This is a genomic window from Erythrobacter donghaensis (assembly GCF_002155425.1).
Taxonomy (GTDB): Bacteria; Pseudomonadota; Alphaproteobacteria; order Sphingomonadales; family Sphingomonadaceae; genus Erythrobacter; species Erythrobacter donghaensis.
The window spans coordinates 229,791-242,369 of sequence record NZ_MUYG01000010.1 but is presented as its reverse complement, the minus strand read 5'-3'; the positions used below and the strand labels follow the sequence as shown (position 1 = coordinate 242,369).

The 12,579-nt window shown below is 67.4% G+C and carries 13 protein-coding genes; 8 read left to right on the top strand and 5 right to left on the bottom strand.

Going from position 1 to position 12,579, the window contains the following annotated elements; genetic code table 11:
• Positions 1–3 precede the first annotated feature (3 nt).
• The 3 genes from BZF59_RS09580 to BZF59_RS09570 are packed head-to-tail and all read left to right on the top strand — an operon-like array spanning position 4 to position 2,346.
• Positions 4–558, top strand: coding sequence for a DUF1285 domain-containing protein (locus BZF59_RS09580; RefSeq protein WP_086608028.1), 555 nt, complete (start codon positions 4–6; stop codon positions 556–558).
• Positions 555–1,163 (top strand): CoA pyrophosphatase, encoded by a 609-nt coding sequence (locus BZF59_RS09575; protein ID WP_086608027.1) that lies wholly within the window; start codon positions 555–557, stop codon positions 1,161–1,163. The genes BZF59_RS09580 and BZF59_RS09575 overlap by 4 nt, the downstream gene beginning before the upstream one ends.
• Positions 1,153–2,346, top strand: coding sequence for a CCA tRNA nucleotidyltransferase (locus tag BZF59_RS09570; RefSeq protein WP_086608026.1), 1,194 nt, complete (start codon positions 1,153–1,155; stop codon positions 2,344–2,346). The genes BZF59_RS09575 and BZF59_RS09570 overlap by 11 nt, the downstream gene beginning before the upstream one ends.
• On the opposite strand, the gene parC is transcribed toward BZF59_RS09570, so the two are convergent.
• Positions 2,343–4,646, bottom strand: coding sequence for a DNA topoisomerase IV subunit A (gene parC / locus BZF59_RS09565; protein WP_086608025.1), 2,304 nt, complete (start codon positions 4,644–4,646; stop codon positions 2,343–2,345). The two genes, BZF59_RS09570 and parC, sit on opposite strands and share 4 nt — an antisense overlap.
• A gap of 160 nt (positions 4,647–4,806) precedes the next feature.
• Between parC and BZF59_RS09560 the strand changes: the two genes are divergently transcribed.
• A complete protein-coding gene (locus BZF59_RS09560; protein ID WP_086608024.1) occupies positions 4,807–5,358 on the top strand; it encodes a type 1 glutamine amidotransferase domain-containing protein in 552 nt (183 codons plus the stop codon).
• A gap of 51 nt (positions 5,359–5,409) precedes the next feature.
• Here BZF59_RS09560 and BZF59_RS09555 read toward each other — a convergent pair whose 3' ends face one another.
• The 3 genes from BZF59_RS09555 to BZF59_RS09545 form a co-directional block, all read right to left on the bottom strand.
• Positions 5,410–5,745, bottom strand: coding sequence for a 2Fe-2S iron-sulfur cluster-binding protein (locus tag BZF59_RS09555; RefSeq protein ID WP_086608023.1), 336 nt, complete (start codon positions 5,743–5,745; stop codon positions 5,410–5,412).
• The gene (locus tag BZF59_RS09550; RefSeq protein WP_086608022.1) at positions 5,742–6,839 is read right to left on the bottom strand and encodes a cysteine desulfurase family protein; all 1,098 of its coding nucleotides are present in this window, start codon (positions 6,837–6,839) and stop codon (positions 5,742–5,744) included. Before BZF59_RS09550 ends, BZF59_RS09555 begins: the two co-directional genes overlap by 4 nt.
• A 115-nt stretch (positions 6,840–6,954) precedes the next feature.
• Positions 6,955–7,950 (bottom strand): cysteine desulfurase family protein, encoded by a 996-nt coding sequence (locus BZF59_RS09545; protein WP_245806130.1) that lies wholly within the window; start codon positions 7,948–7,950, stop codon positions 6,955–6,957.
• A gap of 200 nt (positions 7,951–8,150) precedes the next feature.
• Between BZF59_RS09545 and BZF59_RS09540 the strand changes: the two genes are divergently transcribed.
• Positions 8,151–8,807 carry an alpha/beta hydrolase gene (locus tag BZF59_RS09540; protein WP_086608020.1) on the top strand — a complete coding sequence of 219 codons (657 nt, stop codon included), beginning with the start codon at positions 8,151–8,153 and terminating at the stop codon, positions 8,805–8,807.
• Positions 8,808–9,124: 317 nt separating this feature from the next.
• Positions 9,125–9,814, top strand: coding sequence for a TonB family protein (locus BZF59_RS09535; RefSeq protein WP_086608019.1), 690 nt, complete (start codon positions 9,125–9,127; stop codon positions 9,812–9,814).
• 135 nt (positions 9,815–9,949) lie between these two features.
• On the opposite strand, the gene BZF59_RS09530 is transcribed toward BZF59_RS09535, so the two are convergent.
• Entirely contained in the window at positions 9,950–10,162 is a 213-nt protein-coding gene (locus BZF59_RS09530) for a hypothetical protein (RefSeq protein ID WP_086608018.1), read from the bottom strand.
• Positions 10,163–10,263: 101 nt separating this feature from the next.
• On the opposite strand from BZF59_RS09530, the gene BZF59_RS09525 reads away from it, so the two are divergent.
• Positions 10,264–10,644 carry a DUF3597 domain-containing protein gene (locus BZF59_RS09525; RefSeq protein ID WP_342744119.1) on the top strand — a complete coding sequence of 127 codons (381 nt, stop codon included), beginning with the start codon at positions 10,264–10,266 and terminating at the stop codon, positions 10,642–10,644.
• A 57-nt stretch (positions 10,645–10,701) separates the two neighbouring features.
• Positions 10,702–12,552, top strand: coding sequence for a DUF885 domain-containing protein (locus tag BZF59_RS09520; protein ID WP_086608017.1), 1,851 nt, complete (start codon positions 10,702–10,704; stop codon positions 12,550–12,552).
• Positions 12,553–12,579: the final 27 nt, after the last annotated feature.

The following is a 12,579-nucleotide window of genomic DNA, read 5'->3' as shown; positions in this document are numbered from 1 at the left end:
ACCATGCCCTACGAACCGCCCCCCTATCTCGCCAGCCTGACCCTTGCGGAAATCGCCCAGCTGGTGGCCGACCGCAAGCTGCCCCCGGTCGAAGGCTGGGCGCCGCAGGTGATCGGCGAAAGCCACATGGTGATCGCTGCCGACGGCACATGGTTCCACGAAGGCGGCCCGATCCGGCGCGAGGCGATGGTGCGCGCCTTTGCGGGGCTTCTCACGCGGGACGAGGCCGGCCATCACTGGCTCGTCACCCCCTTCGAGAAGCTCGCGATCGAAGTCGAGGACGCGGCCTTCATCGCCACCGATTGCGTGCGCCGCGAGGATGCGCTGGCCTTCCGCCTCAACACCGACGACATCGTTATCGCCGGGCCGGAGCATCCGCTGCGGGTGACGGGCGACCCGGCGAACCCTGCGGTCTATCTCCATGTCCGCCGCGGGTGCGAGGCGCGGCTGAACCGTTCCACATGGGCGCAGCTGGCCGAAATCGCGCTGGCCGAGGGGGCGGAGGAAAACGGCTGGCGGGTCACCAGTCAGGGCGCGACCTTCAACCTGCTGCCATGAGCCTGTTCGATCCCCTCGCCCGCGCCTTTGCGGCAGGCCATGCGCGCGAGATTCCCGATCTGCTGAGCGATGCGCATTTCGCGGCGGATGGCCGCGCGACTCCGGCGGCGGTGCTGGTTGCGATCACCGATGTGCCGAGCGACCCGCAGGTGATCCTCACCCAGCGCCCCCGCGCGATGCGCGATCATCCGGGGCAGGTCGCCTTTCCGGGTGGCAAGATCGATCCGGGCGAGGATGCCGTCACCGCCGCCCTGCGCGAAGCCGAGGAGGAACTCGCCCTGCCGCGCGATGCAGTGCGGGTGATCGGCACCAGCGATGTCTATCACACCGGCACCGGCTTTCTGGTGACCCCGGTGGTAGGCGTGGTGCCACCGGGGCTGCCGCTGGTGCCCAGCCCTCAAGAGGTCGAGGCATGGTTCGAGGCACCGCTCAGCGTCCTGCTCGATCCCGCCAGCTGGACGAGCAACGAGGTGTTCTGGCGCGGGGCGAACCGGCGCTATCTCGAGCTCGAATGGCAGGGCTTCCGCATCTGGGGCGTGACCGCGGCGATCATCGCCAACCTGTCGCGGCGGATCAGCTGGGAGGCGCTCAGCGATGCTGCGTGATCTGGCAGCGGCGGACTGGACCCGCCGTGAGGGCCTCACCGCGCTGACCACAGCGCTCGGTGCCGAGAACATCCGCTGGGTCGGCGGCGCGGTGCGCGACGGGCTGCTGGGCGTGCCGGTCGCCGATGTCGATTGCGCCACGCTGCTGCCGCCGCCCGATGTCATCGCGGCTTGCGCCAAGGCCGGCATCCGCACCGTCCCGACCGGGATCGAGCACGGCACGGTCACCGCGCTCCTCAAGGACGGCCCGGTCGAAGTCACCACCCTGCGCCGCGATGTCGCCACGGACGGCCGTCGCGCCACGATCGCCTTCGCCTCCGACTGGGCCGAGGATGCGGCGCGGCGCGATTTTACCATCAACGCGCTCTACGCCCATCCCGAAACGCTGGAGATTGCGGACTATTTCGGTGGGCTTGGCGATCTGCGCGAAGGCTGGGTGCGCTTCATTGGCGATGCGCGCCAGCGGATTGCCGAGGACCACCTGCGGATCCTGCGCTACTACCGCTTCCAGACCCGCTTCGGCGCGGCGCTGGACGAGGTGGCCGAGGACGCCTGCGCCGAACTCGCCCATACGCTCAAGGGCCTCAGCCGGGAGCGGATCGCGGCGGAACTGCTGAACCTGCTCGCCCTGCCCAATCCCCACTCCACGCTCGCCCGAATGCGCGCGCGCGGCGTGCTCGGCGTGATCCTGCCCGAGACCTGCCCTGCCCACCTCGCTGCGCTCGAACGGCTGATCGCCGCCGAAGCCGCGCAGGGTTTCGCGCCCGATCCGGTGCGCAGGCTGGCCGCGCTGCTCCCGCCCTCGCCCGAGGTGGCCGAGACCGTCGCCGCGCGGCTGCGGCTGTCGAAAGCCCAGCGCGGCAAGCTGGTGAACGCCGCCGAGCGCCGCGCCAGCGACGCCGACAATCCCAAGGCGCTCGCCTATCGCATTACCCCGCCGCTCGCGATCGATCGACTGCTGCTCACCGGGGCCAATGCGCGCCCGCTGGAGGGGTGGGAGCTGCCCGTGTTCCCCCTCAAGGGCGGCGCGATCGTCGCGCGCGGTATCACCGCCGGGCCAGAAGTGGCGCGGCTGCTCCAGACCATCGAATCGCGCTGGGTGGCCGAGGGCTTCCCTTCCGCCGACCGCGTCAACCAGATGCTCGCAGAGGAACTCGGGACCAGCGCCTTCAACTTCGATTAGTCGAACCGGTTCGCCTTGGGGAACCCCTGCGGCGGCATCCGCCCGGCGGCACCGCGGGCGACCTTCCACAGGCGGATTTCGGTCTCGGTGCGGGTGCGCTCACCGCTACCGCCCATCTGCCAGCTGAGCCCGTCCGCCAGCACGAAGGTCGTCGCATCCGACAGCCCGCCGTCCCGATAGCGTTGCAGCTGCACCCCCTGTCCGCGGGTCATCACCGGCAGCTCTTCGAGGTTGAACACCACCAGCTTGCGGTTGTCGCCCACCACCGCGACATGATCGTGGCCCTCACCGATCAGGCGGATCACCGCGAGCTGCGCGCCGTCCTTGAGGTTGACCACCTGCCGCCCCTTGCGGGTCTCAGCCAGCAGCTCGTTCATCTCGGCAACGAAGCCCTTGCCGTGGCTTGAAGCGAGCAGCAGCCTGCCGCCGGGCTTGTGCACCATCATCGCGCTGACCGAGGCCTCGCTTTCGAGGTCGATCATGGTGCGCACCGGCTCCCCGAACCCGCGCGCGCCGGGCAGCTTGTCGCAGCCGAGCGTGAAGAACCGCCCGTCAGACGCGGCCAGCAGCAGCTTGTCGGTGGTCTGCGCGTGGACGATGAAAGCGAGGCCATCGCCCTCCTTGTACTTGAACTCCTGATCGAGCGGCACATGCCCGCTCGCCGCCCTGATCCAGCCTTTCTGGCTGAGGATCACGGTGACGGGCGCCTTCTCGATCATCGCGTCCATGCTGAATTCGACCGTCGGCGCGGCTTCGGCAATCAGCGTGCGGCGACGGCCCAGCGGCGTGTCTTCGGCATAGGTCTTGCGCAGCGCCCGCAGATCGCGCTTCAGCCGGGTGCGCTGCGTCGCCGGGCTTTCGAGCAAAGCGTTGAGATCGGCCTCCTCGGCAAGCAGCTCGTCCTGCTCCTTGCGGAGCTGCATTTCCTCGAGCTTGCGCAGGGAGCGCAGCCGCATGTTGAGGATCGCCTCGGCCTGCCGGTCGGTCAGTTCGAATTCAGCGATCATCACCGGCTTGGGCTCGTCCTCGGTGCGGATGATCTCGATCACCCGGTCGAGGTTGAGGAAGGCGATGATATAGCCGCGCACCAGTTCCAGCCGGTCGGCAATCTTCTCCAGCCGGTGCTTCGCGCGACGCTGGAGGATGTCGATCTGCGCGAAGGTCCAGCTTTCCAGCAGTTCCTTCAGCCCCATCACCATCGGCGTGCGGCCATAGCCGGGCCGCGCGTCGAGCACGTTGAGATTGAGGCTGAAGCGCGTTTCCAGATCGGTGAGCTTGAACAGGCTCTCCTTCAAGAGCTCCGGATCGACATTGCGGCTCTTGGGCACGATCACGATGCGGATTGCCTCGTCGCTCTCGTCGCGCACGTCCTCGAGGATCGGCAGTTTGCGATCGGCGATCGCCTGCGCGATCTGTTCGATCAGCTTGCCCTTGGGCACCTGATAGGGGATTTCCGAGATGACGAGCTGCCACTGTCCGCCGCCCAGCCGCTCGATCCCCGCCGCAATATCGGCCGCGTCCTTGGCCTCGGGCGCGAGGAAGCGCCCGCGCAGGCGGAAGGCGCCGCGCCCGGTGCGATAGGCCTCGCTGATCGCGGCTGCGCTGTCGATCACCTGGCCGCCGGTGGCGAAATCGGGGCCGTGGAACAGCTCCATCAGGCGTTCGTGGCTGACAGAGGGATTGTCGATCAGCTCCAGCGTCGCGTCGATGATCTCGGCGACATTGTGGCTGGGGATGGAGGTCGCCATGCCGACCGCAATCCCGCTCGATCCGTTGGCGAGCAGGTTGGGGAACAGGCCGGGGAAGATCTCGGGCTCGATTTCCTCGCCGTTATAGGTGGGGATGAAGTCGACTGTGCCTTCGTCCAGCCCCGCCATCAGTTCCAGGGCGGTGCGCGTCAGGCGCGCTTCGGTGTAGCGATAGGCGGCGGCGTTATCGCCATCGACATTGCCGAAGTTCCCCTGCCCTTCGACCAGCGGGTAACGCAGGCTGAAATCCTGCGCGAGGCGGACCATAGCGTCATAGACCGAGGCATCGCCATGCGGGTGATACTTGCCGATCACGTCGCCCACCACGCGCGCCGATTTCTTGAAGGCATCGCTGGGGTTCAGCTTCAACTGCCGCATCGCCCACAGCAAGCGGCGGTGCACCGGCTTCAGCCCGTCCCGCAGGTCGGGCAGTGAGCGCGCGGTTATGGTTGAGAGCGCATAGACCAGATAGCGCTCGGACAGCGCGGCATCGAAGGGCGCATCGACGATGGCGTCAAACGGATCGGAATCGGCGGTGACAGGATCGGACATGGCCTTGATCTAGCAACCCGCGCGCTGCGCCGGGAGAGGGCTTTCCACAGGGTTGGCCCCGGGGCGACCCATCGCAGCCCAGCCACTCCCCGCCCTGCCCGATGGAACAAAATGCGCTGCCTACAGTTGGTGCAGTAACGTAAAAACAAGGAGATAGCATATGAAACCGATCCTCATCATCGCCACCGACGGGTTTGAACAGTCGGAATTGATGGAACCCAAGCGCCTACTCGAAGAAGCCGGTGCCGAGACCGTGGTCGCCAGCCTCGACGAAGGCGAGATCAAGGGCTGGAATGACGGCAACTGGGGCGACAGCGTCAAGGTCGACATGCTGGTCGATAATGTCAGCACCGACGATTACGCCGCGCTGCTGCTGCCGGGCGGCCAGATCAACCCCGATATCCTGCGCATGAACGACAAGGTCATCAGCCTGGTGCGCGAATTCGACAAGGCCGGAAAGCCGATCGCGGCGATCTGCCACGCGCCGTGGCTGCTGGCCGAAGCCGGGATCATTCGCGGCAAGGTGGTGACCGGTTGGCCCTCGATCCGCACTGACCTCACCAATGCCGGCGGTGCGGTGATCGACCAGAATGTCGCGGTCGACGGCCACATCATCACCAGCCGAATGCCCGACGATATCCCCGCCTTCACCAAGGCATTGAAGGATGCCGTGGGGATGCGCCGCACCGAAGACACCCGCAAGGTCGCCTAAGCCTGAAACAGACAAAACACCGCCCGCTCCCTACCCAGGGGGCGGGCGGTTTTACATGCGTCTGAGATCGTTGCTTTCGCCGGGCACGCTGACGGTAAGGCCGTCAAGCTCCGGCGTGATTTCGATCTGGCACGACAAGCGGCTCGTCCGCCGCGCACCCGCGGCGAAATCGAGCATGTCTTCCTCTTCCTCGCTGGCGGGCGGCAGGCGGTCGAACCATTCGGCGGCGACGACGACATGACAGGTCGAACACGCCATCTGCCCCTCGCACGTCCCCTCCAGCGGCAGGCCCGCCGCTTGTCCTGCGCGGAGCAGGTTGTCGCCCGGCGCGGCCTCGGTGGTGACCGTTTTCCCGCGCGGGTCGATGAAGGTCAGGGTGATGCTCACAGGCCTTGCTCCTTCGCGGCGGCGAGAATCGCGGCGGCGGCGGTTTCGATGTCCTGCGCCGTGGTATAACGCCCGAAACCGATGCGGATAGAGGACTTTGCCTGAGCGTCCGTCAGCCCCAGAGCGCGCAACACATGGCTCGGCCGGCCCGATCCGCTGGCACAGGCGCTCCCTGCGGAGAACATGATCTGGCGGCAGTCGCTCATCAGCCGGGCGACGTCGAGGCCGTCCTTACGGATGTTGAGGTTGCCGTGCCAGCGATCCACCGCGCTGCCGTTGAGCGTCCAGTCGGCGAAGGCGGTGCGACCGATGTTCCATAAATGTTCCACGTGAAACATTTGCTCTGACAGACCCTCCTGCGCGGCCTGCGCCGCTGCGCCGAACCCGGCGGCGAGCGCGGGCGAGAGCGTGCCTGACCTGAGGCCACCCTCCTGCCCCCCGCCCAGCATCAGCGGCGCGGGCGGCGGCGTGTCGGGGCCGATCCACAGCGCGCCGATGCCCTTGGGCCCGTGGCATTTGTGCGCGGAGATCGCGATGTAATCGGCCGCGACTTCGACCGGCACCTTGCCATAGGCCTGCACCGCATCGACCAGCACCCGCGCGCCCACGCGCCGGGCGATCTCCACCACCGGGGCGAGCGGGTTGCGCACCCCGATCTCGTTATTGATCGCCATCACCGCGACAAGGCCGGTCGAAGGCGTGACATGATCCGCCAAAGCTGCGACATCGGCGCGGCCATCCGGGGACACGGGAAGCACCGTGAAGCGCCGCCCCTGCGCCTCGACCGCGCGCTGGCAATCGAGCACGGCGGCGTGTTCGGTGGCGAAGGTGATGACATCGCCCGGCGTGCCCTGAATGACGGTGTTGATCGCCTCGGTCGCGCCGCTGGTGAAGATCAGCTTGCCGTTCGGGGGTAAGAGCGCCGCGACCCGCTCGCGCGCCGTCTCGACCGCGGCGGCGGCCATGCGGCCCATGCGGTGGGGCGAATGGGGGTTGCCGAAAGTGTCGCTCTCCGGCCCGCCGAGCCAGCGCAGCATCGCCTCGCGCGCTTCGGGCGCGAGGGGCGTGGTTGCTTGATAGTCGAGGTAGATCATGGTGTTACACTTCACCGCTTTTCGTCTTCCCGGGCTTGACCCGGGATCCCGCTGTCTTTGCGCTGCGGTTCAAGATAGCGGGGCCCCGGATCAAGTCCGGGGAGACGGTAGGGATTCAGCATAGCGACGCCCAGGCGTCAGCAAACCGCTCCAGCTCCTCGGGCGTGGTCGACCACCCGAGGCTCACCCGGATCGTGCGCGCCGCGACGTCGTCGGGCACCCCGAAGGCATCGAGCACCCGGCTTTTCTTGAGCGTGCCCGAAGAACACGCGCTTCCCGCCGAGACCGCGAAGCCTTGTCCGTCGAGCCGGATCAAAAGGGCTTGGGCGGACATGGTGGGGTGGGCGACTGCCATGATGTGCGAGCATTGCGGCCCCATCGTCATCCCCTCGCCAGCGGCCCATATCGCCTGTCGGAAGTCGAGCCGCTCGGCCTCGCTGGTGGCCCAGCTTTCCAGTCCCCCCGCGTCCAGCGCCGCTGCCATACCCATCGCGCCGGGAAGGTTCTCGGTCCCATGCCGATAGCCACGCTCATGCCCGCCGCCGGGTTCGAGCATAGCGAAATCACGCACCAGCAGCGCGCCGATCCCGATCGGCCCGCCGAACTTGTGGGCGCTCGCCACGATCATGTCGGCCTCGGGAAGCGCCATCTTGCCCGCGCTCTGCGAGCAATCGGCCAGCAACAGCCCACCGGCCTCGCGCACCTGCCACGCGAGGGAAAGGCTATGCTCCCACTTGGCATGGAGAAGCTGCGTTCCCGTCTCGGAATTGAGCGATTGAAGCGCGAAGACCGCCTCGCCCTCGCCCAGCGCCTCGGCCAGTGCATCGCGGTCAGGCTCCGCGCCGGACGGCGGGATGGGGATGACCGTCGCATCCGGCGCTGCCCGGAACACCGCATCATGTTCGACCGCGCTGACGATCCGGCGCTTCGCCTTCGCCCGGTTGAGTGCAATCCACAAAGCCTCGCTCGCGCCGCTGGTGAAGATCAGCTCCCCTTCCCACCCCAGCGCCCGCTTGATCCGCTCGCGCGCGTCTTCAAGCGCAGCGCGCGCTCGGCGGCCCTCGGCGTGGGGGCTGGAGGGGTTGGCCCATAGCCGGAACCCCTCTTCCATCGCCGCCCGAGCCTCGGGGCGCAAAGGCGAGGTCGCGGCGTGGTCGAGATAGACCCGCTCAGCCATTTGCTGCCCCCTTTTCAGGCACCCGCAAAGCCAACGCGACAAAAAATTGCGAAAATACCATCGCACCCTATATAGAGCCCGCTTTCGCGCGCGCCACCCGGCGTGGTGCGGCTCCTCGATCACAAGGTCTACCGATGCCCTCCGTCATCTTTCCCGGCCCTGAAGGCCGTCTTGAAGGCCGTTTCTCCCCGCCCCCGCGCCCGCGCGCGCCGGTGGCGATGATCCTCCATCCGCACCCCGAAGGCGGCGGCACGATGAACGACCGCATCGTGCAGCGGCTCTACAAGACCTTTGCCGACCGCGGGTTCGCCACGCTGCGCTTCAACTTCCGCGGCGTCGGGCGCTCGCAAGGGAGCTTCGACTCCGGCATCGGCGAACTCTCCGACGCGGCGAGCGCGCTCGACTGGGTGCAGTCGATCCACCCCGAAGCGCAGAGCACGTGGATTGCGGGCTACAGCTTCGGCGCGCTGATCGGGATGCAGCTGCTGATGCGCCGCCCGGAAGTGCGCGGCTTCATCTCGGTGGCACCGCCCGCCAACATGTACGACTTCAGCTTCCTCGCCCCTTGCCCGGCGAGCGGCATCTTCGTGCAAGGCGCCGCCGATACCGTGGTGCAGCCCGGCGCGGTGCAGAAGCTGGTCGACAAGCTGCGCACGCAGAAGCACATCACCATCCACCACGACGAAATCCCGCGCGCCAACCACTTCTTCGAGAACGAGATCGACGACATGATGAAGTCGGTCGACAACTATCTCGACTTCCGCCTCTCGCCGGATTGCCCGATTAAATAGGTGGTATTGAGGGCTGGAACACGCCTGCACCGGCCTGCCTCAAGGCAGGCCGCAAGCGCGACCGCGCGCCCGCAGTTGCTCCGGAGCGAAGCGAAGGAAACGCAGCGAGGACTGCACGCCGGATGGCGTGCAGTTAACAAATTCAGTCATTTCTCTACTGAAATGGTTGCAAAAAATACAGTATTGAAAAGCAACGCGAAAGTTCTTCGCGCCTATCAAAAATCATAGTATCTTCGACAGCGAGCCGGGCCGGAGGTCCTGCTTGCGATACGGTGCTCCGGCCCTGCTCCCATGATGATGGAGAGAGGAGCCCCCCTATGACCTATGCTTCTGCCAATCGCCGTCCCAATCCTGCTGCCATGCTGGCGGCGCTCGGCGTTCCGGGTGCCTTCGGCGCGGTGCTGGTGATCGGCCTTGCGGTGACGGTGGTGACCGTGCCCGAAAAGCCCCGGCCCGAGGCGCGCGATATCCCCGACTTCCCCTTGCCCCCGCCCCCGCCGCCCAAGCCGGACACCCCGCGTGACCGTGACACGCCCACCAGCGGGCCCACGACCACGCCCGACAATCCGCCGCTGCCCACGCCCGACCTGCCAAACGACTGGACCGGCTGGGACACCCCCGCCGATCCCTTCCCGGGCACGGGCGACGGCGGCGCGGGCACCGGCACGACCGGCGACAGCTTCCCCACCCCCGGCCCCAGCGCCTCGCCCTTCGACCCGGTCGGCGCCAAGCCCAAGGGCAATCCCGGCAAGTGGGTGACGAATGACGACTACCGCCCGCGCTGGGTGCGTGAGGAGCTGACCGGCACGGCGCGCTTCACGCTGGCGATCAGCGCGAGCGGCAAGGTCACCGGCTGCACCATCACCCGCTCGACCGGCCATGCCGCGCTCGATACCGCCACGTGCGAGTTGGTGACCAAGCGCGCCCGGTTCGAGGCGGCGCGCGACGGTTCGGGCAAGGCGGTGGCGGGCAGCTATTCGAGCTCGATCACCTGGCGTATTCCGTAATTTGTTGGTCGGCGCGCCCCTCCGGGCGCGCCGTTCCTCGCTCATGCGACCTGACGGTCGCATCGCTGCGGGCGGCCGGTCGGCCTTGCGGCGTCTGCGACGCCGAAAATCCGGCAAGCGCGCGACGGGAGTGGGTTATTCGCCCCCGGCCGCCTTGATCTGCTCGATCGGCGCCTCGCCGCCGGTGGAGGGCAGCGTCCAGATCAGCACGTTGATCACCGCGATGGCCGCGAGCAGCACCATCAGCAGCGGGTTCTTCGCCTCGCCCGTGCGCCGCCACAGCACGAAGGCACCCGCCAGCAGCGCCAGCGCGGCAAGCATCACGATGGAGAGCACGATATCGGTCATTGCGCGAAGGAGTCCTCGGCCTATGGTGCTGCGGCGTCACCGCAATTGCGCATGCGCCGGATATGGCTGGTGCAGCGACAATCTGCCGCGCGAAGGAGGGTATGATGGGGATTTTTGGTTCGATCAAGAACGCGATCTGGGGTTCTGACAAGGAAGAGGCCAAGGCCCCTGCACCCGCACCGGCTGCCGCTCCCGCCGCGCCTGCTGCTCCGGCTGCGCCCGATCCGATCAGTCAGGCGGAAATGGAAGCACGCATCGCCGCCATGCCGGGTGCCGACAAGTACAACTGGAAGACCTCGATCGTCGATCTGATGAAGATGGTCGGCCTCGATCCCAGCTTTGCCAACCGCAAGGAACTGGCCGAGGAACTGGGCATGGAAGGCTACTCGGGCACGGCCGAGGAGAATATCAATCTGCACCACGCGGTGCTCAACCTGCTGGCGGCCGAAGGCGGCAAGGTTGGCGGGATGCTGAAGGATTGATCCCGCAGCCATTGGCGCGCGATTGACTCGGCTCGGCCCCCTCGCCAAACCGGGGGCATGAGAGAGAACCACGCTGATTTCACACGCCGTCAGGCCCTCACCGGGCTTGGCGGCGTTTCCGCAATTGCCCTGATGCCCGCCGCCGCGCGCGCCGCGCAGGCAGCGCCGCCGATCCCCGGCCCGATCGCGGGCCTTGCGCCCGATGCCGCGCTCGATGCGATCGCCTACCGGATGCTCGCTTTTGAGCCGGGCCGTGCGACCGGTGCGGGGGTCGACACGGGCGATTATGCCGCGTGGCGCTCGACCTTCGGGACGCCGGGAGAAGCCGGGCGGCAGGCCTATGCCAGCGCGCTCAAGGAGATGGTCGCCGAGGTCAAGGCCTACCCGCGTGACGGCCTCACCAGCGATCAGCAGATCGGCTTCGAAGTGGTCGAGACCGCCTTCACCCGCGCGGTCGAGGGCATGGCCCTGCCCTATGGCGATGTCGCGGTCGGCAGCTGGCGTAACGCGCCCTATGTCGTGATCCAGAATGTCGGCGGCTATATCGACATGCCGCGCTTCTTCTCCTCGAGCCAGCCGCTCGCCACCGCCGATGATGTCGGCCCCTATCTCGACCGGTTGATCGAAGTCCCCGCGTTGCTCGATGGCGAGCGCGAGCGCATTCAGGCCGCGCGCGCAATGGGCGTGGTGCCGCCCGCCTTCCTGCTCGACAAGGCGATCGCGCAGATGGAATCGAGCATTGCCGGTGCGAAGGAGGCCTATGCCGGGCCGCTCGCCGGATCGGAGCTGGCCGAGGCCCAATCCGCCGCGGCCACGGCGGAGCGCATCGCCGCGCGCGGGATCGTCCCCGCGCTCGAACGCCAGCTCGCCGAACTGCGCGTCCAGCGCGCTGCCGCCAAGGATTCGGCGGGCGTCTGGGCGCAGCCGATGGGCGAGGAATATTACGGCTGGGCGCTGGGCGCTTCGACAACCACCAGCCTCTCGCCCGACGAAATCCACCGCCAGGGCCTCGCCGAGCTGGAGGAACTCCACGGCAGGATGGACCCGATCCTGCGCAAGATCGGCTACACCAAGGGCTCCGTGGGCGAACGGATGCGCGCGCTCGCCGAAGACCCGCGCTACCAGTTTGCGGAAGGGGACGAGGGCCGCAAGGAGATCTTCGCCTTCATCGAAGAGCGGCTGCAGTGGATCAAGGCGCAGATGCCGCGCGCCTTCACGCAGGTGGTCAATCCGCGCATGGAGGTGGTGCGCCTGCCGCTGTCGGAAGAGCCCGGTGCGCCCGGCGCTTACGGCGGGGCGGGCAGCAAGGACGGCAGCATTCCGGGCCGCTTCTGGATCAACTTGCGCACCACCGATCTGCACCGCAAATATGATCTGGCCGATCTCACCTTCCACGAGAGCATTCCGGGCCACGTGTGGGAGGGCGAGTTCTCCAACCGCCTGCCGCTGATCCGCTCGATCCTCGCCTTCAACGCCTTTTCCGAAGGATGGGCGCTCTATGCCGAACAGCTGGCGGACGAGCTGGGCGCCTACAAGGGCTTCGAGGTCGGGCGGCTGGGCTTCCTCCAGAGCCTCGCCTTCCGCGCCTGCCGGTTGGTGGTCGACACGGGGCTCCACTCCAAGCAGTGGACGCGCGAACAGGGCCGCCAGTTTTTTGTCGAAAGGAACGGTTCCAAGGTCGAGGAAGTCGCCTCCGAAGTCGATCGCTATTGCAGCTGGCCGGGGCAGGCCTGCGGCTACAAGATCGGCCACAGCGAGATCCTGCGCCAGCGCGAGCGGGCGAAGAGCGAGCTGGGGCGGCGCTACGACATGCGCGAATTCAACACCGCGCTGGTGCTGGGCGGCAATGCGCCGCTCAGCGTCATGGCGAACACGGTGAGCCGCTACATCGCGAGGGCGAAGGGATAGGGTCCGCCCCCTTCCCTTCCCCTGCCC